The organism is Enterobacter sp. CRENT-193, assembly GCF_002787395.1.
Classification (GTDB): Bacteria; Pseudomonadota; Gammaproteobacteria; order Enterobacterales; family Enterobacteriaceae; genus Enterobacter; species Enterobacter hormaechei_C.
On the sequence record NZ_CP024812.1, the window covers coordinates 2,186,695 to 2,205,030 of the forward strand.

Annotated in this window: 18 protein-coding genes; 13 read left to right on the top strand and 5 right to left on the bottom strand. The window is 57.3% G+C overall.

The features are described from left to right. The first annotated feature begins 35 nt into the window (after positions 1-35). Both nudK and CU081_RS10770 read left to right on the top strand, forming a co-directional pair. Entirely contained in the window at positions 36-629 is a 594-nt protein-coding gene (gene nudK / locus CU081_RS10765) for a GDP-mannose pyrophosphatase NudK (RefSeq protein WP_003863554.1), read from the top strand. A gap of 106 nt (positions 630-735) precedes the next feature. Beyond that, positions 736-1,779 (top strand): DUF1176 domain-containing protein, encoded by a 1,044-nt coding sequence (locus CU081_RS10770; RefSeq protein ID WP_003863552.1) that lies wholly within the window; start codon positions 736-738, stop codon positions 1,777-1,779. A 59-nt stretch (positions 1,780-1,838) separates the two neighbouring features. On the opposite strand, the gene tkt is transcribed toward CU081_RS10770, so the two are convergent. Both tkt and tal read right to left on the bottom strand, forming a co-directional pair. After that, positions 1,839-3,827, bottom strand: coding sequence for a transketolase (tkt, locus tag CU081_RS10775; RefSeq protein WP_022651557.1), 1,989 nt, complete (start codon positions 3,825-3,827; stop codon positions 1,839-1,841). Positions 3,828-3,846: 19 nt separating this feature from the next. Continuing rightward, positions 3,847-4,797 (bottom strand): transaldolase, encoded by a 951-nt coding sequence (gene tal, locus CU081_RS10780; RefSeq protein WP_003863547.1) that lies wholly within the window; start codon positions 4,795-4,797, stop codon positions 3,847-3,849. Positions 4,798-5,083: 286 nt separating this feature from the next. On the opposite strand from tal, the gene maeB reads away from it, so the two are divergent. After that, positions 5,084-7,363, top strand: a complete 2,280-nt coding sequence (maeB, locus tag CU081_RS10785) for an NADP-dependent oxaloacetate-decarboxylating malate dehydrogenase (protein WP_003863546.1) — start codon at positions 5,084-5,086, stop codon at positions 7,361-7,363. A gap of 110 nt (positions 7,364-7,473) precedes the next feature. On the opposite strand, the gene hemF is transcribed toward maeB, so the two are convergent. Together hemF and amiA are read right to left on the bottom strand one after the other, a co-directional pair. Next, on the bottom strand, positions 7,474-8,373 hold the full coding sequence (gene hemF / locus CU081_RS10790; protein ID WP_003861290.1) for an oxygen-dependent coproporphyrinogen oxidase: 900 nt from the start codon (positions 8,371-8,373) through the stop codon (positions 7,474-7,476). Then, complete coding sequence (gene amiA, locus CU081_RS10795; RefSeq protein ID WP_003861291.1) at positions 8,373-9,248, bottom strand: N-acetylmuramoyl-L-alanine amidase AmiA; 876 nt, start codon at positions 9,246-9,248, stop codon at positions 8,373-8,375. Before amiA ends, hemF begins: the two co-directional genes overlap by 1 nt. A gap of 212 nt (positions 9,249-9,460) precedes the next feature. Between amiA and CU081_RS10800 the strand changes: the two genes are divergently transcribed. The 10 genes from CU081_RS10800 (at position 9,461) to pdxK (ending at position 17,755) form a co-directional block, all read left to right on the top strand. Beyond that, the gene (locus CU081_RS10800; protein ID WP_003861292.1) at positions 9,461-9,886 is read left to right on the top strand and encodes a GNAT family acetyltransferase; all 426 of its coding nucleotides are present in this window, start codon (positions 9,461-9,463) and stop codon (positions 9,884-9,886) included. After that, positions 9,873-10,322, top strand: coding sequence for a DUF2919 domain-containing protein (locus tag CU081_RS10805; RefSeq protein WP_003861294.1), 450 nt, complete (start codon positions 9,873-9,875; stop codon positions 10,320-10,322). The genes CU081_RS10800 and CU081_RS10805 overlap by 14 nt, the downstream gene beginning before the upstream one ends. Before the next feature lie 63 nt (positions 10,323-10,385). Beyond that, positions 10,386-10,961, top strand: coding sequence for an RpoE-regulated lipoprotein (locus CU081_RS10810; protein WP_003861296.1), 576 nt, complete (start codon positions 10,386-10,388; stop codon positions 10,959-10,961). A gap of 92 nt (positions 10,962-11,053) precedes the next feature. Next, complete coding sequence (locus CU081_RS10815) at positions 11,054-11,953, top strand: Dyp-type peroxidase (protein WP_003861297.1); 900 nt, start codon at positions 11,054-11,056, stop codon at positions 11,951-11,953. Between the two features lie 175 nt (positions 11,954-12,128). Further along, complete coding sequence (locus CU081_RS10820; protein ID WP_003861301.1) at positions 12,129-13,142, top strand: sulfate ABC transporter substrate-binding protein; 1,014 nt, start codon at positions 12,129-12,131, stop codon at positions 13,140-13,142. After that, positions 13,142-13,975, top strand: coding sequence for a sulfate/thiosulfate ABC transporter permease CysT (gene cysT / locus CU081_RS10825; protein ID WP_003861303.1), 834 nt, complete (start codon positions 13,142-13,144; stop codon positions 13,973-13,975). Before CU081_RS10820 ends, cysT begins: the two co-directional genes overlap by 1 nt. After that, positions 13,975-14,850 (top strand): sulfate/thiosulfate ABC transporter permease CysW, encoded by an 876-nt coding sequence (gene cysW / locus CU081_RS10830; RefSeq protein ID WP_003861305.1) that lies wholly within the window; start codon positions 13,975-13,977, stop codon positions 14,848-14,850. The genes cysT and cysW overlap by 1 nt, the downstream gene beginning before the upstream one ends. Continuing rightward, entirely contained in the window at positions 14,840-15,934 is a 1,095-nt protein-coding gene (cysA, locus tag CU081_RS10835) for a sulfate/thiosulfate ABC transporter ATP-binding protein CysA (RefSeq protein WP_003861309.1), read from the top strand. Before cysW ends, cysA begins: the two co-directional genes overlap by 11 nt. A 67-nt stretch (positions 15,935-16,001) precedes the next feature. Next, positions 16,002-16,913, top strand: a complete 912-nt coding sequence (gene cysM, locus CU081_RS10840) for a cysteine synthase CysM (protein ID WP_003861311.1) — start codon at positions 16,002-16,004, stop codon at positions 16,911-16,913. Positions 16,914-16,918: 5 nt separating this feature from the next. Continuing rightward, positions 16,919-17,755, top strand: a complete 837-nt coding sequence (gene pdxK, locus CU081_RS10845) for a pyridoxine/pyridoxal/pyridoxamine kinase (protein WP_003861313.1) — start codon at positions 16,919-16,921, stop codon at positions 17,753-17,755. A 44-nt stretch (positions 17,756-17,799) separates the two neighbouring features. On the opposite strand, the gene crr is transcribed toward pdxK, so the two are convergent. Then, positions 17,800-18,309, bottom strand: coding sequence for a PTS glucose transporter subunit IIA (gene crr / locus CU081_RS10850; RefSeq protein ID WP_003861316.1), 510 nt, complete (start codon positions 18,307-18,309; stop codon positions 17,800-17,802). Positions 18,310-18,336: the final 27 nt, after the last annotated feature.

The following is an 18,336-nucleotide window of genomic DNA, read 5'->3' on the forward strand; positions in this document are numbered from 1 at the left end:
TAGTATAAACAGACTCATTTTGCCGTGGAGCCCGTATGTCTCTGAACATTAGCGTTATTAAAGACAAAATCCTTTCTGAAAATTACTTTGTCCTGCGTAACATCACTTACGATCTCACCCGTAAGAACGGGGACGTCATTCGCCATAAACGCGAAGTCTACGACCGGGGCAATGGTGCAACCATTCTGCTGTATAACCGTGAAAAGCAAAGCGTAGTGCTGATCCGCCAGTTTCGCATCGCGACATGGGTCAATGGCAACGCGGACGGACGTCTGATTGAAACCTGTGCAGGTCTGCTGGACGACGATGAGCCGGAAGTGTGTATCCGCAAAGAAGCCATTGAAGAGACGGGTTTTGAGGTGGGGACGGTGCAGAAAGTCTTTGAGCTGTTTATGTCCCCTGGCGGGGTCACCGAGCTGATCCACTTCTTCATTGCGGAATATACCGATGCCCAGCGCACGCACCGGGGCGGTGGCGTGGACGACGAAGACATTGAAGTGCTGGAAATGCCTTTCGCTAAGGCTGTTGACATGGTGAAACGCGGCGAGATCCGCGACGGTAAAGCGGTGATCCTGTTGCAATATCTGCAAACCAGCGGGCTGATGAATGCCGCGGCGGAAGCGCGATAAGTTGTATTTCAGATAAATCTATCCGATAAATCCGATTGAGCCAGCCCGCCCAGGGCACGAAGATACGCCCCAGATTGACCTATTCGTTTGCGGGGCTGTGCCGTTCATGCGCTACTGCGTTTTTCTTATCTTCTTCATTTGCGTGCTTCCCGCGCCTCGGGTGTGGGCTGCGCCTGCGCAGCAGTCTTTTTCAGACTGGCAGGTGACCTGCAATAACCAGAACTTCTGCGTAGCGCGCAACACTGGCGAGCATCGCGGTCTGGTCATGTCGCTGAGCCGCAGTGCGGGGGCAAAAACGGACGCCAGCCTGCGCATTGATCTCGGTGGGCTTTCGGCGCCTCCGGTGAAAGAGCCTGACATCGCCCCGCGCCTGCTGCTCGACAATGTGCCGCTTAAACTCACGTCGCAACACTGGCAGTTAACCCCCTGGCATCTTAAAACAGACGATACGGGCACCATCACCACGTTTCTGAAAACCATTCAGGAAGGTCAGGCGCTGACTCTGCGCGGGGGGAAGCAGACAATCTCTCTGGCCGGGCTGAAAGCGGCGCTGCTGTTTATCGATGCCCAGCAAAAACGCGTCGGAAGTGAAACGGCATGGATTAAAAAAGGGGATAGTCCACCGCTGAGCGTGCCGCCTGCGCCGGCATTAAAAAAGGTGGCGGTGGTGAACCCCACGCCAACGCCGCTGACGCATAACGAATTGAACGATCTGCTGGATTACGGTAACTGGCGCATGAACCACAGCCAGTGCTCTCTCGATCCGAACCGGCGTGAGGTGCGCGTGACCGCGCTGACCGATGACAAAGCGCTGATGATCATCAGCTGTGAGGCGGGGGCGTACAACACCGTCGACCTGGCGTGGCTGGTGTCGCGTAAAAAACCGTTTGCGGCCAGGAGCGTGAGATTGCGTCTGCCGTTTACCCCTTCCAGCCAGAGTAGCGACATGGAGCTGATGAATGCCAGCTTCGATGAAAAAACGCGCGAGCTGACCACGCTGGCGCTGGGACGCGGGATTGGCGACTGTGGGATCCAGACCCGCTGGCGTTTTAACGGCCAGCGCTTCCGTCTGGTACGCTACGCGGAAGAGCCAAGCTGTGATAACTGGAATGGGCCAGATGCCTGGCCCACGCTGTGGATCACAAGGTAGGGTTTTGCCGATTTGTAGGCCGGGTCAGGCGCAGCCGCCACCCGGCAACGCAGATCGCACTACAGCACGCTCAGCGCCTTCTCCACTACGTTCTCAACGGTAAAGCCGAAGTACGGGAACAGCTTATCGGCCGGGGCGGATTCACCGTAACCCTTCATGCCGACAATCGCCCCTTTCAGACCCACATATTTGTACCAGTAGTCGGCAATGCCAGCTTCAACCGCCACGCGCGCCGCGACGTTTGAAGGCAGCACCGATTCGCGGTACGCCTCATCCTGGGCATCAAAGATATCCGTTGAAGGCAGGGAAACCACGCGCACCGCGTGACCCTCGGCGGTTAGTTTCTCCGCCGCTTTTACCGTGATTTCCACCTCTGAACCGGTGGCAATCAGGATCACGTCTGGCTTGCCGCCGCTGTCTTTCAGGATGTACCCGCCGCGGGCGATATTTTTCACCTGCTCCGGCGTGCGCTCGATCTGCGCCAGGTTCTGGCGCGACAGGATCAGCGCCGTGGGTCCGTTATGACGCTCTACGGCCAGCTTCCAGCCCACTGCCGCTTCAACCTGATCGCACGGACGCCAGGTACTGAAGTTTGGCGTCAGGCGCAGGCTCGCCAGCTGCTCTACCGCCTGGTGCGTCGGCCCATCTTCACCCAGTCCGATGGAGTCGTGGGTGTACACCATGATTTGCCGCGCCTTCATCAGAGCCGCCATACGCGCCGCGTTACGGGCATATTCGACAAACATCAGGAAGGTAGCGGTGTACGGCACGAAGCCGCCATGGTGGGCGATGCCGTTGGCAATGGCGGTCATCCCGAACTCGCGCACGCCGTAGTGGATGTAGTTCCCGGCAATGTCCTCCTTCAGGGATTTAGAGCCGGACCAGATGGTAAGGTTACTTGGCGCCAGATCCGCCGATCCGCCCAGCAGTTCGGGCAGGATTGGGCCAATTGCGTTCAGGGTGTTTTGTGATGCCTTACGGGTGGCAATTTTCGCCGGGTTGGATTGCAGGTTTTCAATCAGCGCCTGGGTTTTCTCTTCCCAGTCTTCCGGCAGGCCGCCGCTCATGCGGCGGGTAAACTCAGCCGCCAGATCCGGATACGCTTTTTTGTAAGCGGCAAACTTCTCGTTCCAGGCCTGCTGCGCTTTTTCACCTGTTTCGCGAGCATCCCAGGCCTTGTAGATTTCTTTTGGGATCTCAAAGGCCGGGTGTTTCCAGCCCAGTTTCTGGCGGGTCAGCGCCACTTCCTCTTCACCCAGCGCCGCGCCGTGCGCCTCTTCTTTGCCCGCTTTGTTCGGCGAGCCGAAGCCGATGGTGGTGCGGCAGATGATCAGGGACGGTTTGTCCTTCACGCTCTGCGCTTCCTGAATCGCTTTTTTCACCGCCTCAGGATCGTGACCGTCGATCTCGTGCACCACGTGCCAGTGATAGGCTTCAAAGCGTTTTGCCGTGTCGTCGGTAAACCAGCCCTCGGTTTCCCCGTCAATGGAGATACCGTTGTGATCGTAGAAGCCAATCAGCTTGCCCAGGCCCAGGGTGCCCGCCAGCGAGCAGACCTCGTGGGAGATCCCCTCCATCAGGCAGCCATCACCCATAAAGACATAGGTGTAGTGATCGACAATCTCGTGGTCGGGCTGGTTGAACTGCGCGGCCAGCGTACGCTCTGCAATCGCCAGGCCGACGGCATTCGCCAGCCCCTGGCCCAGCGGGCCGGTAGTGGTTTCAACACCCGGCGTATAGCCGATCTCCGGGTGGCCCGGCGTTTTGGAGTGCAGCTGGCGGAAGTTTTTTAACTCCTCAAGCGGCAGATCGTAGCCGGAGAGGTGCAGCAGGCTGTAGAGCAGCATCGATGCGTGACCGTTGGAGAGAATAAAACGGTCGCGATCGTACCAGGTCGGATCGGTCGGGTTGTGCTTGAGGAAGTCGTTCCACAGCACTTCGGCAATATCAGCCATACCCATGGGGGCGCCAGGGTGGCCGGAATTGGCTTTTTGTACGGCATCCATGCTGAGGGCGCGAATGGCGTTGGCGAGCTCTTTACGGGACATAGTTCACTCCGTGGCAAGGTTAAAGTTTGGCAGCGAGAAGATCTTCGAGTTTGCGCTGGTCGACGGCGAACTGACGGATGCCGTCCGCCAGTTTTTCCACGGCCATTGGGTCCTGATTGTGCTCCCAGCGGAATTCCGCTTCGGTCATGGGTTTTGGTTTTGGCAGAACGGTAGAGGTCGGCACAAGCTTGCGGATCACCGTCTCTTCACTCTCCTGAAGCTTTTTCAGCAGGTCAGGGGAGATGGTCAGCCGGTCGCAGCCCGCGAGCGCCAGGATCTGCTCGGTGCGGCGGAAGCTGGCCCCCATCACGATAGTTTCGTAGCGGTGCTGCTTGTAATAATCGTAGATATTACGCACCGATTTTACGCCAGGATCTTCTTCCACCACGTACGGATCCATTGGCTGTTTCGCCTGATACCAGTCGTAGATACGCCCGACAAACGGTGAAATCAGGAACACGCCCGCTTCGGCGCAGGCACGCGCCTGGGCGAAGGAGAACAGTAGCGTCAGGTTGCAGTGGATCCCCTCTTTCTCCAGCACTTCCGCCGCGCGGATGCCTTCCCAGGTAGAGGCAAGCTTGATCAGGATGCGTGACTTATCGATCCCCTGCTCCTGGTAGAGTTCCACCAGGCGGCGGGCCTTGTTAATGCTCTTCTCCTGGTCAAACGAGAGGCGGGCGTCCACTTCGGTGGAGACGCGTCCCGGTATGCTTTTAAGAATTTCCGCACCGATATTGACCGCCAGCTTGTCGCTGGCCTCGGCGACCTGCTGCTCCTGCGTTTTCCCGCGCTGTTTGCCATAGGCAAGGGCGTCATCAATCAGATGACTAAAGTGCGCAAGACCGGCCGCCTTGAGCAGCAGCGAGGGGTTGGTGGTCGCGTCTTCCGGCTGGTAGTGACGAATCGACTCGATGTCGCCGCTGTCTGCAACCACGGTGGTAAATTGTTTGATGCCGTCTAGCTGGTTCATAATTACTCCTTGGAAATAAAAGAGTTAGTCGAGTGCGTTAGTTCACACTTCTGAGAAAATCATGATGGACTTAACAAAAAAGCATAGCAGACGGGGGAGGCATTGCTGTCTGAGACGGGTAACATGGTTGTTATAAATTGATAACAATTTTTATTCTGCAATGGTGAGAGTTTGGCAGCCTTCAAAGTTTAGGAGCCTGCCTGCGGCGATACTATGCGGCACACCAGGGTGTGCATAGGAACGTCAACATCACCCTTTTTGACCGAAACGTGAAAGGAATAACAAGATGGATGATCAGTTAAAACAAAGCGCTCTCGATTTTCACGAGTTTCCTGTTCCGGGTAAAATCCAGGTATCCCCGACCAAACCGCTGGCGACCCAGCGCGATCTGGCGCTGGCCTACTCGCCAGGCGTGGCTGCTCCGTGCCTGGAAATCGAAAAAGATCCGCTGGCAGCGTACAAATACACCGCCCGTGGCAACCTGGTGGCCGTTATCTCTAACGGTACGGCGGTGCTGGGGTTAGGGAACATCGGTGCGCTGGCCGGTAAGCCGGTGATGGAAGGGAAGGGCGTTCTGTTTAAGAAATTTGCCGGTATCGACGTCTTCGATATCGAAGTGGACGAACTGGATCCGGATAAATTCATCAACGTGGTGGCGGCCCTGGAGCCGACCTTCGGCGGCATCAACCTGGAAGACATCAAAGCGCCGGAATGTTTCTATATCGAGCAGAAGCTGCGCGAGCGTATGAACATTCCCGTGTTCCATGACGACCAGCACGGCACGGCGATTATCAGTACCGCCGCCATTCTGAACGGCCTGCGCGTGGTAGAGAAAAATCTCTCCGACGTGCGCATGGTGGTCTCCGGCGCAGGCGCCGCGGCCATCGCCTGTATGAACCTGCTGGTGGCGCTGGGCATGCAGAAGCACAATATTGTGGTCTGCGACTCCAAGGGCGTGATCTACAAAGACCGCGAGCCAAACATGGCGGAAACCAAGGCGGCCTATGCGGTGGAAGACGACGGCAAGCGCACGCTAGAAGACGTCATTGAAGGTGCCGACATTTTCCTCGGCTGTTCAGGCCCGAAAGTACTGACCCAGGAGATGGTGCAGAAGATGGCGCGCGCGCCAATGATCCTGGCCCTGGCGAACCCGGAGCCGGAAATTCTGCCGCCGCTGGCGAAGGCGGTGCGTGAAGACGCGATCATCTGTACCGGACGTTCGGACTACCCGAACCAGGTGAACAACGTGCTCTGCTTCCCGTTCATCTTCCGCGGTGCGCTGGACGTCGGCGCTACGGCAATCAACGAAGAGATGAAGCTCGCCGCCGTTCATGCTATCGCAGAGCTGGCGCACGCCGAGCAGAGCGAAGTGGTGGCCTCCGCCTACGGCGATCAGGATCTGAGCTTCGGCCCCGACTACATTATCCCTAAACCATTTGACCCGCGTCTGATCGTGAAGATCGCGCCAGCGGTGGCTAAAGCGGCGATGGACTCCGGCGTGGCGACGCGGCCGATTGAAGATTTCGATGCCTACGTCGATAAACTCACCGAGTTCGTCTACAAAACCAACCTGTTTATGAAGCCGATCTTCTCCCAGGCGCGCGCTGACGCGAAGCGCGTGGTGCTGGCGGAAGGGGAAGAGGCGCGCGTGCTGCATGCCACGCAGGAGCTGATCACCTTAGGGCTGGCGAAACCGATCCTGATTGGTCGTCCGAGCGTGATCGAGATGCGTATTCAGAAGCTGGGCCTGCAAATTAAGCCGGGCGTCGACTTTGAGATCGTCAATAACGAATCCGATCCGCGCTTCAAAGAGTACTGGAACGAATACTATTCGATCATGAAGCGTCGCGGGATCACCCAGGAGCAGGCGCAGCGGGCGGTGATCAGCAATACCACGGTGATCGGCGCGATCATGGTTCATCGCGGTGAGGCGGATGCGCTGATCTGCGGCACCATCGGCGAGTACCATGAGCATTTCAGCGTGGTGCAGGAGATCTTCGGCTATCGCGAGGGCGTCCATACTGCCGGCGCAATGAACGCGCTGCTGCTGCCAAGCGGTAACACCTTTATCGCCGATACCTACGTCAACGACGATCCTTCCCCGGAGGAACTGGCGGAAATCACCGTGATGGCGGCGGAAACCGTGCGCCGCTTTGGTATCGAGCCGAAAGTGGCGCTGCTGTCGCACTCTAACTTCGGGTCATCCAAATCCGCGGCGGCGTGCAAAATGCGCCAGACGCTGGACCTGGTGCGCGAGCGTGCGCCGGAGCTGATGATCGACGGCGAGATGCACGGCGACGCCGCGCTGGTGGAGAGCATCCGTAACGAACGCATGCCGGACAGCCCGCTGAAAGGCTCGGCGAACGTGCTGATTATGCCAAACGTGGAAGCGGCGCGTATCAGCTATAACCTGCTGCGTGTGTCGAGTTCTGAAGGGGTGACCGTAGGGCCAGTGCTGATGGGGGTGTCAAAACCGGTGCATGTGTTAACGCCGATTGCCTCCGTGCGTCGTATCGTCAACATGGTGGCGCTGGCGGTGGTTGAGGCACAGACGCAGCCGCTGTAATTAACCCCACCCCTCACCCTAACCCTCTCCCCTGAGGGGAGAGGGGACAGCTCCGAGCCGTCTTTTCACCCTCGCCCCTTTGGGGAGAGGGCCGGGGTGAGGGGTAAGGGTTACACCCAGTCCCGAACCCGAATAAACTCACTCAAGGCAGCCTCCGGGCTGCCTTCTTTTGGCGCGTAGCTGTATTCCCAGCGCACCAGCGGCGGCATCGACATCAGAATGGACTCCGTGCGCCCACCGGTTTGCAGGCCAAACAGCGTCCCGCGATCCCATACCAGGTTAAACTCCACGTAGCGCCCGCGGCGGTAAAGCTGGAACTCACGCTCGCGCACGCCGTAGTCGGTGTTTTTGCGGCGTTCGACAATCGGCAGATAGGCATCGGTAAAGCCTTCACCCACCGCGCGCATAAAGCTGAATGCGGTATCAAAATCCGGCGTGTTGAGATCGTCAAAGAACAGCCCGCCGATGCCGCGCTGCTCGTCGCGGTGCTTCAGATAGAAATAGTCATCGCACCACTTTTTGTATTTCGGGTAAACGTCTTCGCCAAACGGCAGGCAGAGGTCGCGCGCGGTGGTGTGCCAGTGCACGGCGTCCTCTTCGAAGCCATAGTAAGGCGTTAAGTCGAAACCGCCACCAAACCACCAGACCGGATCGGCCCCCAGTTTTTCCGCGATGAAAAAGCGCACGTTGGCGTGGCTGGTTGGCACAAACGGGTTATGCGGATGCACTACCAGCGAGACGCCCATCGCCTCGAAGCTGCGGCCCGCCAGTTCAGGCCGATGCGCCGTGGCGGACGCTGGCATTGCATCACCGTGGACGTGGGAGAAGTTGACCCCGGCCTGTTCAAAAATACCGCCGTTACGCAGCACGCGGCTGCGCCCGCCGCCGCCCGCTTCGCGCTGCCAGGTGTCTTCCTGGAATTCACCGCCGTCTGCGGCGGAAAGTTTCTGGCAAATCGCGTCCTGTAACTGCATCAGGAAAGTTTTGACCAGCTGTGCATTCGGTTTCATCAACGTTTCCTGGAGTGCGCTTTTTGATTATCGAACCAGTTGAAATAACTGATGACCCCGGAGGCGATGGCGTTCGCGATCTTCTGACGAAACGCCTTAGTGCCGAGTAAACGCTCTTCTTCCGGGTTGGTAATGAACGAGGTTTCCACCAGCACGGACGGAATAGACGGTGACTTCAGCACCACAAACGCGGCCTGCTCGGTGCTTTTACTGTGCAGACGGTGCACGGGCTTAATCCGTTTAAGGATATGCGAGCCGAGCGTCAGGCTGTTTTTGATGGTATCGGTCTGCACGAGATCAAACAGAACCTGCTGTAACAGATGGTCTTTGTCGGTAGCTTTTTTCCCGGCCACTTCATCCGCCCGGTTTTCACGATCGGAGAGGTATTTCGCCATGGCGCTACTGGCGCCACGGTTGGAGAGAGCGAACACCGAGGCGCCTGCGGCGGAAGGGTTTGTGAAGCCATCCGCGTGAATGGACATAAACAGGTCTGCGCCATGCTTGTGGGCAATCTCCACGCGATCGTACAGTGGGATAAACGTGTCGCCCGTGCGCGTCAGGCGGGCGTCAATACCGTTGCTGCGTAAAATTGCGCGCACATTTTTTGCAATTGCCAGCACGACGTGTTTTTCTTTCGAACCGTTTCGGCCAATGGCGCCGGTGTCGATCCCGCCGTGGCCTGGATCGAGCATGACCAGACGCTTTGCTCCGGCTTTTTTGGTTTTCGGTTTGCTGTGTCCGTTACTGGTTTTAAGCGTGCTCTCGTCTTTTGCCTGAGCCTGCTTTGCGATGCCCGTTAACGTTAAGGCCGCCAGCCCCGCTTTGAGAACCTGACGACGCGATGTGAGTGCTTTTAATGGTTTGAATGTGCTCATGCGGCCTGAATTGTAAAAATTGGGGTCCTGGTGTTATATCGTATCGCGTTTTGCGTGACGACATTCCTTATTGAGAATTGTTTTACTTTTCATTTCAATACGTGACAAAGTGACATTATGCCAAATTTTGGCGAGTTTTTCCCCGGTTATTGGCTAAATGCCCTGTTCACGCCATAATCACTGTTTTTAAACCCGAAAAGGCGGTTAATACCATGGAGATACGCGTTTTTCGCCAGGAAGATTTCGAAGAGGTGATCACCCTTTGGGAGCGCTGCGATCTGCTGCGTCCATGGAACGATCCGGAGATGGACATCGAACGGAAGGTGAATCACGACGTCAGTCTGTTTCTGGTCGCTGAGGTCAACGGCGAAGTAGTCGGGACAGTGATGGGCGGGTACGACGGCCACCGCGGCTCGGCCTACTATCTGGGCGTGCACCCGGAATACCGCGCGCGCGGCATCGCCAACGCGCTGCTTAACCGTCTGGAAAAGAAGCTGATCGCCCGCGGCTGTCCGAAAATCCAGATCATGGTGCGGGAAGATAACGACGTGGTGCTGGGCATGTATGAACGCCTGGGCTACGAGCATGCGGATGTACTGACGCTGGGTAAGCGCCTGATCGAAGATGAAGAGTACTGAGTTCCACCCTGGCGACTATGATGTTCACGGTCGTCTGCGTCTGCCTTTTTTGTTCTGGTGCGTTCTGCTGTTGCAGGCCCGCACCTGGGTGCTGTTCGTGATGGCTGGCGCGTCGCGCGGGCAGGGCGATACGCTACTGAATCTCTTTTATCCCGATCACGATGCGTTCTGGCTGGGGTTACTGCCCGGTGTACCGGCGGTGCTGGCGTTCCTGTGCAGCGGACGGCGGCAGTTCCTCCCGCGCTTCTGGCGCGCACTTCGCTGGCTATTGATTCTGGCGCAGGTTGTGCTCCTGGTCTGGCAGCCCGTGCTCTGGCTGTACGGCGAGCCGCTATCAGGTATCGGGATTGCGCTGGTGGTGGCGGATATTGTCGCGCTGCTGTGGCTGGTCACGAATCCCCGTTTACGCGCCTGTTTTACGCAAGAGTCAGATTAAAACGGCACTTTTTGCCGATACTGCACTCCAACAAGCGTTGATTTACTACGTAAGGACGTCTCAATGAAATCGCTGCGTTTACTTTTATGCGCTCTCCCGCTGGCGTTAACCGGCTGTTCCACGCTCTCATCCATCAACTGGTCTGCGGCCTATCCGTGGAACTGGTTTGGTTCCTCAACGGAAGTGACCGAGCAGGGCGTGGGCAAAATTACCGCCTCGACGGCACTGGATCAGGATGCCATTCAGGATGCCATCGGCAGTGATTATCGCCTGCGCAGCGGCATGAAAACCGAGAACGGCAACATCGTGCGCTATTTCGAAGCGTTGAAAGACGACAAGGTGGCGATGGTCATCAACGGCGATAAAGGTACGGTCAACCGCATTGCGGTGATGGATGAAGAGATCCCGACCTCAGGTGGCGTGAAGGTAGGTACGCCGTTTGGCGAGCTCTACCAGAAAGCGTTTGGCCACTGCGCCAGTGTGCCGTCGGAGGAGAGCGTGGCGGTCGAGTGTAAGGCCGACGGCAGCCAGCACATTAGCTATGTATTCAGCGGCACCTGGAACGGTCCGGAAGGGTTAATGCCGTCTGACGACACCCTGAAAAAGTGGAAAGTGAGCAAAATTATCTGGAAGCAGTAATTTGCGCCTGAGCAAGCCGCCTCGCTGAAATCCAGGTATAATAGCCGCCATCAATGCCACGCAGTCGTGGCATCTTTTTTTCAGGAGGAGCGATGTCTCAGGTTCAGAGTGGCATTTTGCCAGAACATTGCCGCGCGGCGATTTGGATTGAAGCCAACGTCAAAGGGGATGTGGATGCCCTGCGCGCGGCCAGCAAAGTTTTCGTTGATAAACTGGCCACCTTCCAGGCCAAATTCCCCGAAGCCCATCTGGGCGCGGTGGTTGCCTTTGGCAATACCGTCTGGCGTCAGCTGAGCGGCGGCGAAGGCGCAGAAGAGCTGAAAGATTTTATTCCTTATGGCAAAGGTCTTGCGCCTGCCACCCAGTATGACGTCCTGATCCATATCCTCTCCCTGCGCCACGACGTGAACTTCTCCATCGCTCAGGCAGCGATTGAGGCCTTTGGTGACAGCATCGACGTGCAGGAAGAGATCCACGGTTTCCGCTGGGTGGAAGAGCGCGATTTGAGCGGCTTCGTCGACGGCACCGAAAACCCGGCCGGGGAAGAGACGCGTCGCGAGGTGGCTGTAATCAAGGATGGCGTGGACGCGGGCGGCAGCTATGTGTTCGTTCAGCGCTGGGAGCATAACCTCAGGCAGCTTAACCGCATGAGCGTGCATGACCAGGAGATGATGATTGGCCGTACCAAAGATGCCAATGAAGAGATTGACGGCGATGCGCGTCCGGTCACGTCCCACCTGTCCCGCGTTGACCTTAAAGAAGACGGTAAGGGGCTGAAGATTGTTCGCCAGAGCCTGCCGTACGGCACCGCGAGCGGTACGCACGGCCTGTACTTCTGCGCTTACTGCGCGCGCCTCTACAACATTGAACAGCAGCTGCTGAGCATGTTTGGCGATACCGACGGCAAGCGTGACGCCATGCTGCGCTTCACCCGTCCGGTGACTGGCGGCTACTACTTTGCGCCGTCCGTTGAGCGCCTGCTGGCGCTGTAAATCGCTCTCCATTCGTAGGCCGGGTAAGCGTTAGCGCCACCCGGCAATTTCTCTCGCACCCTTATTCCCTTTTCTGCTTCTAAATCACCAAACGGTATATAAAACCGTTACTCCTTTAGACTCCGTTATAAATATTATGACTATAAGATAGTCATCACATTTATAAGGGTGCGCAATGGCCGTTACTGTACTGAAAAAAGGATCGCTGGCACTGGCAGGTTTACTGCTGGTGGCGCAGGCGCAGGCAACCGAGTTGCTGAACAGTTCTTATGATGTTTCGCGCGAGCTGTTTGCCGCCCTTAATCCCGCATTTGAACAGCAGTGGGCGAAAGAGAACAACGGCGACAAGCTGACCATCAAACAGTCGCACGCTGGCTCATCCAAGCAGGCGCTGGCCATTTTGCAGGGGCTGAAAGCGGACGTGGTGACCTACAACCAGGTCACGGACGTGCAGATCCTGCACGACAAAGGCAAACTGATCCCGGCGAACTGGCAAAGCCGCCTGCCGAACAACAGTTCGCCATTTTACTCCACCATGGGCTTCCTGGTGCGCAAGGGCAACCCGAAGAACATCCACGACTGGAACGACCTGGTGCGTTCAGACGTAAAGCTGATCTTCCCGAATCCGAAAACCTCCGGCAACGCACGTTACACCTATCTGGCGGCGTGGGGCGCGGCGGACAAAGCTGACGGTAACGATAAAGCGAAAACCGAACAGTTTATGACCCAGTTCCTGAAAAACGTCGAGGTGTTTGATACCGGCGGTCGTGGCGCAACCACTACCTTCGCCGAACGCGGGCTGGGCGACGTGCTGATCAGCTTTGAATCCGAGGTGAACAATATTCGTAAACAGTACGAAGCGCAGGGCTTCGAAGTGGTTATCCCGAAAACCAACATTCTGGCCGAGTTCCCGGTGGCGTGGGTGGATAAAAACGTCAAAGCCAACGGCACTGAGAAAGCGGCAAAAGCCTATCTCAACTATCTATACAGCCCGCAGGCGCAGACGGTGATTACTGACTATTACTACCGCGTTAATAATCCGGACGTGATGAACAAGCTGAAAGACAAATTCCCGCAGACCGAGCTGTTCCGCGTGGAAGACCATTTTGGTGCCTGGCCTGAGGTGATGAAAACGCATTTTGCCAGCGGCGGTGAGTTAGACAAATTGCTGGCGGCGGGGCGTAAGTAATGTTTGCAGGATCAACAAGACGTGTGCTGCCGGGTTTTACCTTAAGCCTCGGGACCAGCCTGCTGTTCGTCTGTCTGATTTTATTGTTACCGCTCAGCGCTCTGGTGATGCAGCTCGCTGAGATGAGCTGGTCCCAGTACTGGGAAGTGGTCACCAACCCTCAGGTGGTGGCGGCCTATAAGGTCACGCTGCTGTCTGCGTTCGTGGCCTCGATTTTTAACGGCGTGTTTGGCCTGCTGATGGCGTGGATCTTAACCCGCTATCGCTTCCCGGGCCGCACGCTCCTCGACGCGTTGATGGATCTGCCCTTTGCCCTGCCGACGGCAGTGGCCGGTTTGACGCTGGCGTCGCTGTTTTCCGTGAACGGCTTTTACGGTGAGTGGCTGGCGAAGTTTGATATCAAAGTGACCTATACCTGGCTCGGTATCGCGGTGGCGATGGCCTTTACCAGCATCCCGTTTGTGGTGCGTACCGTGCAGCCGGTGCTGGAAGAGTTAGGACCCGAATACGAAGAGGCCGCGGAAACCCTGGGCGCCACGCGCTGGCAGAGTTTCCGTAAGGTTGTTCTGCCGGAACTTTCTCCGGCCTTGCTGGCGGGGGTGGCGCTCTCCTTTACCCGCAGCCTCGGTGAATTTGGCGCGGTCATTTTTATCGCCGGGAACATCGCGTGGAAAACCGAAGTGACCTCGCTGATGATTTTTGTCCGTTTGCAGGAGTTTGATTATCCGGCCGCGAGCGCGATTGCCTCGGTGATCCTTGCCGCGTCGCTGCTACTGCTGTTTTCGATTAACACTCTGCAAAGTCGCTTTGGTCGACGTGTGGTAGGTCACTGATGGCGGAAGTTACGCAATTGAAGCGCTATGACGCGCCCCGCATCAACTGGGGCAAATGGTTTCTGATTGGTACCGGCGTGCTGGTCTCCGCATTCATTCTCGTCGTGCCGATGGTGTACATCTTCGTACAGGCCTTCAGCAAAGGGATTATGCCCGCGCTGCAAAATCTGGCCGATCCGGACATGCTCCACGCCATCTGGCTGACGGTGATGATTGCCCTGATCACTGTCCCGGTGAATCTGGTGTTTGGCGTATTGCTGGCCTGGCTGGTAACGCGCTTTAACTTCCCGGGGCGTCAGCTGCTGCTGACCCTGCTGGATATCCCGTTTGCGGTGTCTCCTGTGGTGGCGGGTCTGGTTTATCTGCTCTTCTACGGCTCCAATGGCCCGCTGGGCGGCTGGCTGGATGAACACGACCTGCAAATCATGTTCGCCTGGCCGGGGATGGTGCTGGTGACCGTCTTTGTCACCTGTCCGTTCGTGGTGCGCGAGCTGGTGCCAGTGATGCTCAGCCAGGGCAGCCATGAAGATGAAGCCGCGGTGCTGCTCGGCGCTTCCGGCTGGCAGATGTTCCGCCGCGTTACGCTGCCAAATATCCGCTGGGCACTGCTTTACGGCGTGGTGCTGACCAACGCCCGTGCGATCGGTGAGTTTGGCGCGGTGTCGGTAGTATCCGGCTCGATTCGCGGCGAAACCCTGTCGCTGCCGTTACAGATTGAATTACTGGAACAGGACTACAACACCGTCGGTTCCTTTACGGCCGCAGCGTTGCTGACGCTGATGGCCATTTTGACCCTGTTTTTGAAGAGTGTGGTGCAGTGGCGTTTAGAGAATCAGGAAAAACGTCAGCATCAGGAGGGAAATCATGAGCATTGAGATTGCCAATATTAAGAAGTCTTTTGGTCGCACCCAGGTGCTGAATGATATCTCGCTGGATATCCCTTCCGGACAAATGGTGGCGCTGCTGGGGCCGTCTGGCTCCGGTAAAACCACGCTGCTGCGTATTATCGCCGGGCTTGAGCACCAGACCAGCGGACATATCCGCTTCCACGGTACGGACGTGAGCCGCCTGCACGCTCGCGACCGTAAAGTGGGCTTTGTATTCCAGCATTACGCGCTGTTCCGCCACATGACGGTATTTGACAACATTGCGTTTGGCCTGACCGTGCTGCCGCGTCGTGAACGTCCAGATGCCGCCGCCATCAAAGCGAAAGTGACCAAACTGCTGGAGATGGTGCAGCTTGCACATCTGGCGGACCGCTTCCCGGCTCAGCTTTCCGGCGGGCAGAAGCAGCGCGTGGCGCTGGCGCGTGCGTTAGCTGTTGAACCGCAAATCCTGCTACTGGACGAACCGTTTGGCGCGCTGGATGCGCAGGTGCGTAAAGAGCTGCGCCGTTGGCTGCGTCAGCTGCATGAGGAACTCCAGTTCACCAGCGTTTTCGTGACCCACGATCAGGAAGAGGCGATGGAAGTGGCCGACCGCGTGGTAGTAATGAGTCAGGGCAACATTGAGCAGGTTGACGAGCCAGAGCAGCTCTGGCGTGAACCGGCGACCCGCTTTGTGCTGGAGTTTATGGGAGAAGTAAACCGCCTTCAGGGCACCATTCGCGGCGGTCAGTTCCACGTTGGCGCGCACCGCTGGCCGCTGGGGTATACCTCCGCGCATCAGGGGCCGGTGGATCTGTTCCTGCGTCCGTGGGAAGTGGACGTCAGCCGCCGTACCAGCCTGGATTCACCGCTTCCGGTGCAGGTGCTGGAAGCTAGCCCTAAAGGCCACTACACCCAATTGGTGGTACAGCCCCTGGGCTGGTACACCGAGCCGCTGACCGTGGTTATGCGTGACGACGAGCCGCCGCACCGGGGGGAACGCCTGTTTGTGGGGCTGCAACACGCGCGCATTTATCACGGCAACGAGCGCATCGAGACGCGCGAGGATATTGCTCTGGCGGTGTCAGCCTGATAGGTTATTGAGTATGTTTTTCGCCCGGTGGCGTGATGCTTACCGGGCTTTTTATTGAGTAAAAATCGTGAATACACTCGAACACACCATCGGCAACACCCCTCTGGTCAAACTTCAGCGCATGGGGTGTGACAACGGCAGCGAAATCTGGGTCAAACTTGAAGGCAATAACCCGGCGGGGTCGGTGAAAGACCGGGCGGCGCTGTCGATGATTGTTCAGGCCGAAAAGCGCGGCGAGATAAAGCCCGGCGATGTGCTGATCGAAGCCACCAGCGGTAACACCGGTATCGCACTGGCGATGATAGCCGCCCTGAAAGGCTATCGTATGAAGCTGCTGATGCCGGACAACATGAGCCAGGAGCGCCGTGCCGCCATGCGTGCCTACGGGGCCGAGCTGATTCTGGTGAGCAAAGAGCAGGGGATGGAAGGGGCTCGAGATTTAGCGTTAGCGATGGCGGAGCGCGGGGAAGGCAAGCTGCTCGACCAGTTTAATAACCCGGACAACCCGTACGCGCACTACACCACCACCGGCCCGGAAATCTGGCAGCAAACCGCCGGGCGCATCACCCACTTTGTCTCCAGCATGGGGACCACGGGCACGATCACCGGTGTGTCACGCTTTCTGCGTGAACAGGATAAGCCAGTGACGATTGTCGGCCTGCAACCGGAAGAGGGGAGCAGTATTCCGGGCATCCGCCGCTGGCCGGCGGAGTATATGCCGGGCATCTTTAATGCGCAGCTTGTGGACCAGGTGCTGGATATTCATCAGCGCGAGGCGGAAAATACCATGCGTGAGCTGGCCGTACGTGAAGGCATCTTCTGCGGCGTCAGCTCTGGCGGTGCCGTAGCGGGCGCGATCCGGGTGGCTGAGTCCACGCCGGGAGCGGTGGTCGTAGCGATTATTTGCGATCGCGGCGACCGTTACCTGTCTACCGGCGTCTTTGGTGAAGAGAGTTATTCGCAGGGGGCGGGGATTTAAGCGTCATGGAGATGATTTTATTCCGGGATAACACCCGGGCGCAGCAAACCGATATTGTCGCCGTACAGTCGCAGGTGGTGTACGGCAGCGTGGGAAACAGCATCGCGGTGCCGAATATTCGCACCCACCGGCTGAACGTTACCGCCGTGCCGACGGTGCTGTTCAGCAATACGCCACACTACGACACCTTCTACGGCGGGGTGATCCCGGACGAGTGGTTCAGCGGCTACCTGAAGGCGCTGGAAGAGCGTGAGATTTTACGCGAGTTAAAAGCGGTGACAACCGGGTATATGGGCAGTGCCAGCCAGATCGTGCTGCTGGCGCAGTGGCTGAAGGCGATCAAAGTGCAACATCCCGATCTGCTGGTGCTGGTTGACCCGGTAATCGGGGATATCGACAGCGGGATGTACGTGAAGCCGGATATTCCTGAAGCTTACCGTGAGCATCTGCTCCCGCTGGCCCAGGGCATTACGCCCAACGTGTATGAACTGGAAGTGCTGAGCGGCAAACCGTGCCGTACGCCGGAGAGCGCCATTGCCGCCGCGCAGGGGCTGCTGTCCAACTCGCTGAAATGGGTGGCTATCACTAGTGCGCCAGTGGCTGACGATCCGCAGAATATCCACGTCGTGCTGGTGAGCGAAGAAGGTGTTACCGTTAGCGCGCACCCGCGCGTAGAGACGGATCTGAAAGGGACGGGGGATCTGTTCTGTTCGGAGCTGGTGAGCGGTATCGTCGGGGGTAAAACCGTGGCCGACGCCATTCGCATGGCGGGCGACAGGGTGACTGACGTGATGATCTATACGCAGTCGAAAGGCTATGACGAGCTTATCCTGCCTGCATAAACAAAAATGGCGCCCGAAGGCGCCATTTTACCGTGCGGCAAGAATTACTTCTTGATGCGGATAACCGGGGTTTCACCCACGGTAACGCTGCCAGACAGTTTGATCAGTTCTTTGATTTCGTCCATGTTGGAGATAACAACCGGAGTCAGGGTAGACTTCGCTTTTTCTTCCAGCAGTGGCAGATCGAATTCAATTACCGGGTCGCCAACTTTAACACGCTGGCCTTCTTCCGCGATACGTTTAAAGCCTTCGCCTTTCAGTTCAACGGTGTCGATACCGAAGTGAACGAACAGTTCGATACCGCTATCGGATTCGATAGAGAACGCATGGTTGGTTTCAAAAATTTTACCGATGGTGCCGTCAACTGGAGCAACCATTTTGTTGCCAGTTGGTTTGATAGCAATGCCATCACCAACGATTTTCTCAGCAAACACTACATCCGGCACGTCTTCGATATTGACGATCTCGCCGGAGAGCGGAGCAACAATCTCAATAGTTCCGGAGTCTTTCTTGTCATCAGAAACCAGAGATTTCAGTTTATCGAACAAACCCATGATCTTCTCCTAAGCAGTAAATTGGGC

What these genes read in the sequence shown, in the direction of transcription:
- pdxK (WP_003861313.1), top strand. Translation starts at nt 16,919, where the DNA reads ATGGAGATGATTTTATTCCGGGATAACACCCGGGCGCAGCAAACCGAT.
- crr (WP_003861316.1), bottom strand. Translation starts at nt 18,309, where the DNA reads ATGGGTTTGTTCGATAAACTGAAATCTCTGGTTTCTGATGACAAGAAA.
- CU081_RS10815 (WP_003861297.1), top strand. Translation starts at nt 11,054, where the DNA reads ATGTCTCAGGTTCAGAGTGGCATTTTGCCAGAACATTGCCGCGCGGCG.
- cysT (WP_003861303.1), top strand. Translation starts at nt 13,142, where the DNA reads ATGTTTGCAGGATCAACAAGACGTGTGCTGCCGGGTTTTACCTTAAGC.
- cysA (WP_003861309.1), top strand. Translation starts at nt 14,840, where the DNA reads ATGAGCATTGAGATTGCCAATATTAAGAAGTCTTTTGGTCGCACCCAG.
- tkt (WP_022651557.1), bottom strand. Translation starts at nt 3,827, where the DNA reads ATGTCCCGTAAAGAGCTCGCCAACGCCATTCGCGCCCTCAGCATGGAT.
- CU081_RS10810 (WP_003861296.1), top strand. Translation starts at nt 10,386, where the DNA reads ATGAAATCGCTGCGTTTACTTTTATGCGCTCTCCCGCTGGCGTTAACC.
- hemF (WP_003861290.1), bottom strand. Translation starts at nt 8,373, where the DNA reads ATGAAACCGAATGCACAGCTGGTCAAAACTTTCCTGATGCAGTTACAG.
- tal (WP_003863547.1), bottom strand. Translation starts at nt 4,797, where the DNA reads ATGAACCAGCTAGACGGCATCAAACAATTTACCACCGTGGTTGCAGAC.
- cysW (WP_003861305.1), top strand. Translation starts at nt 13,975, where the DNA reads ATGGCGGAAGTTACGCAATTGAAGCGCTATGACGCGCCCCGCATCAAC.
- CU081_RS10820 (WP_003861301.1), top strand. Translation starts at nt 12,129, where the DNA reads ATGGCCGTTACTGTACTGAAAAAAGGATCGCTGGCACTGGCAGGTTTA.
- nudK (WP_003863554.1), top strand. Translation starts at nt 36, where the DNA reads ATGTCTCTGAACATTAGCGTTATTAAAGACAAAATCCTTTCTGAAAAT.
- CU081_RS10770 (WP_003863552.1), top strand. Translation starts at nt 736, where the DNA reads ATGCGCTACTGCGTTTTTCTTATCTTCTTCATTTGCGTGCTTCCCGCG.
- maeB (WP_003863546.1), top strand. Translation starts at nt 5,084, where the DNA reads ATGGATGATCAGTTAAAACAAAGCGCTCTCGATTTTCACGAGTTTCCT.
- amiA (WP_003861291.1), bottom strand. Translation starts at nt 9,248, where the DNA reads ATGAGCACATTCAAACCATTAAAAGCACTCACATCGCGTCGTCAGGTT.
- CU081_RS10800 (WP_003861292.1), top strand. Translation starts at nt 9,461, where the DNA reads ATGGAGATACGCGTTTTTCGCCAGGAAGATTTCGAAGAGGTGATCACC.
- CU081_RS10805 (WP_003861294.1), top strand. Translation starts at nt 9,873, where the DNA reads ATGAAGAGTACTGAGTTCCACCCTGGCGACTATGATGTTCACGGTCGT.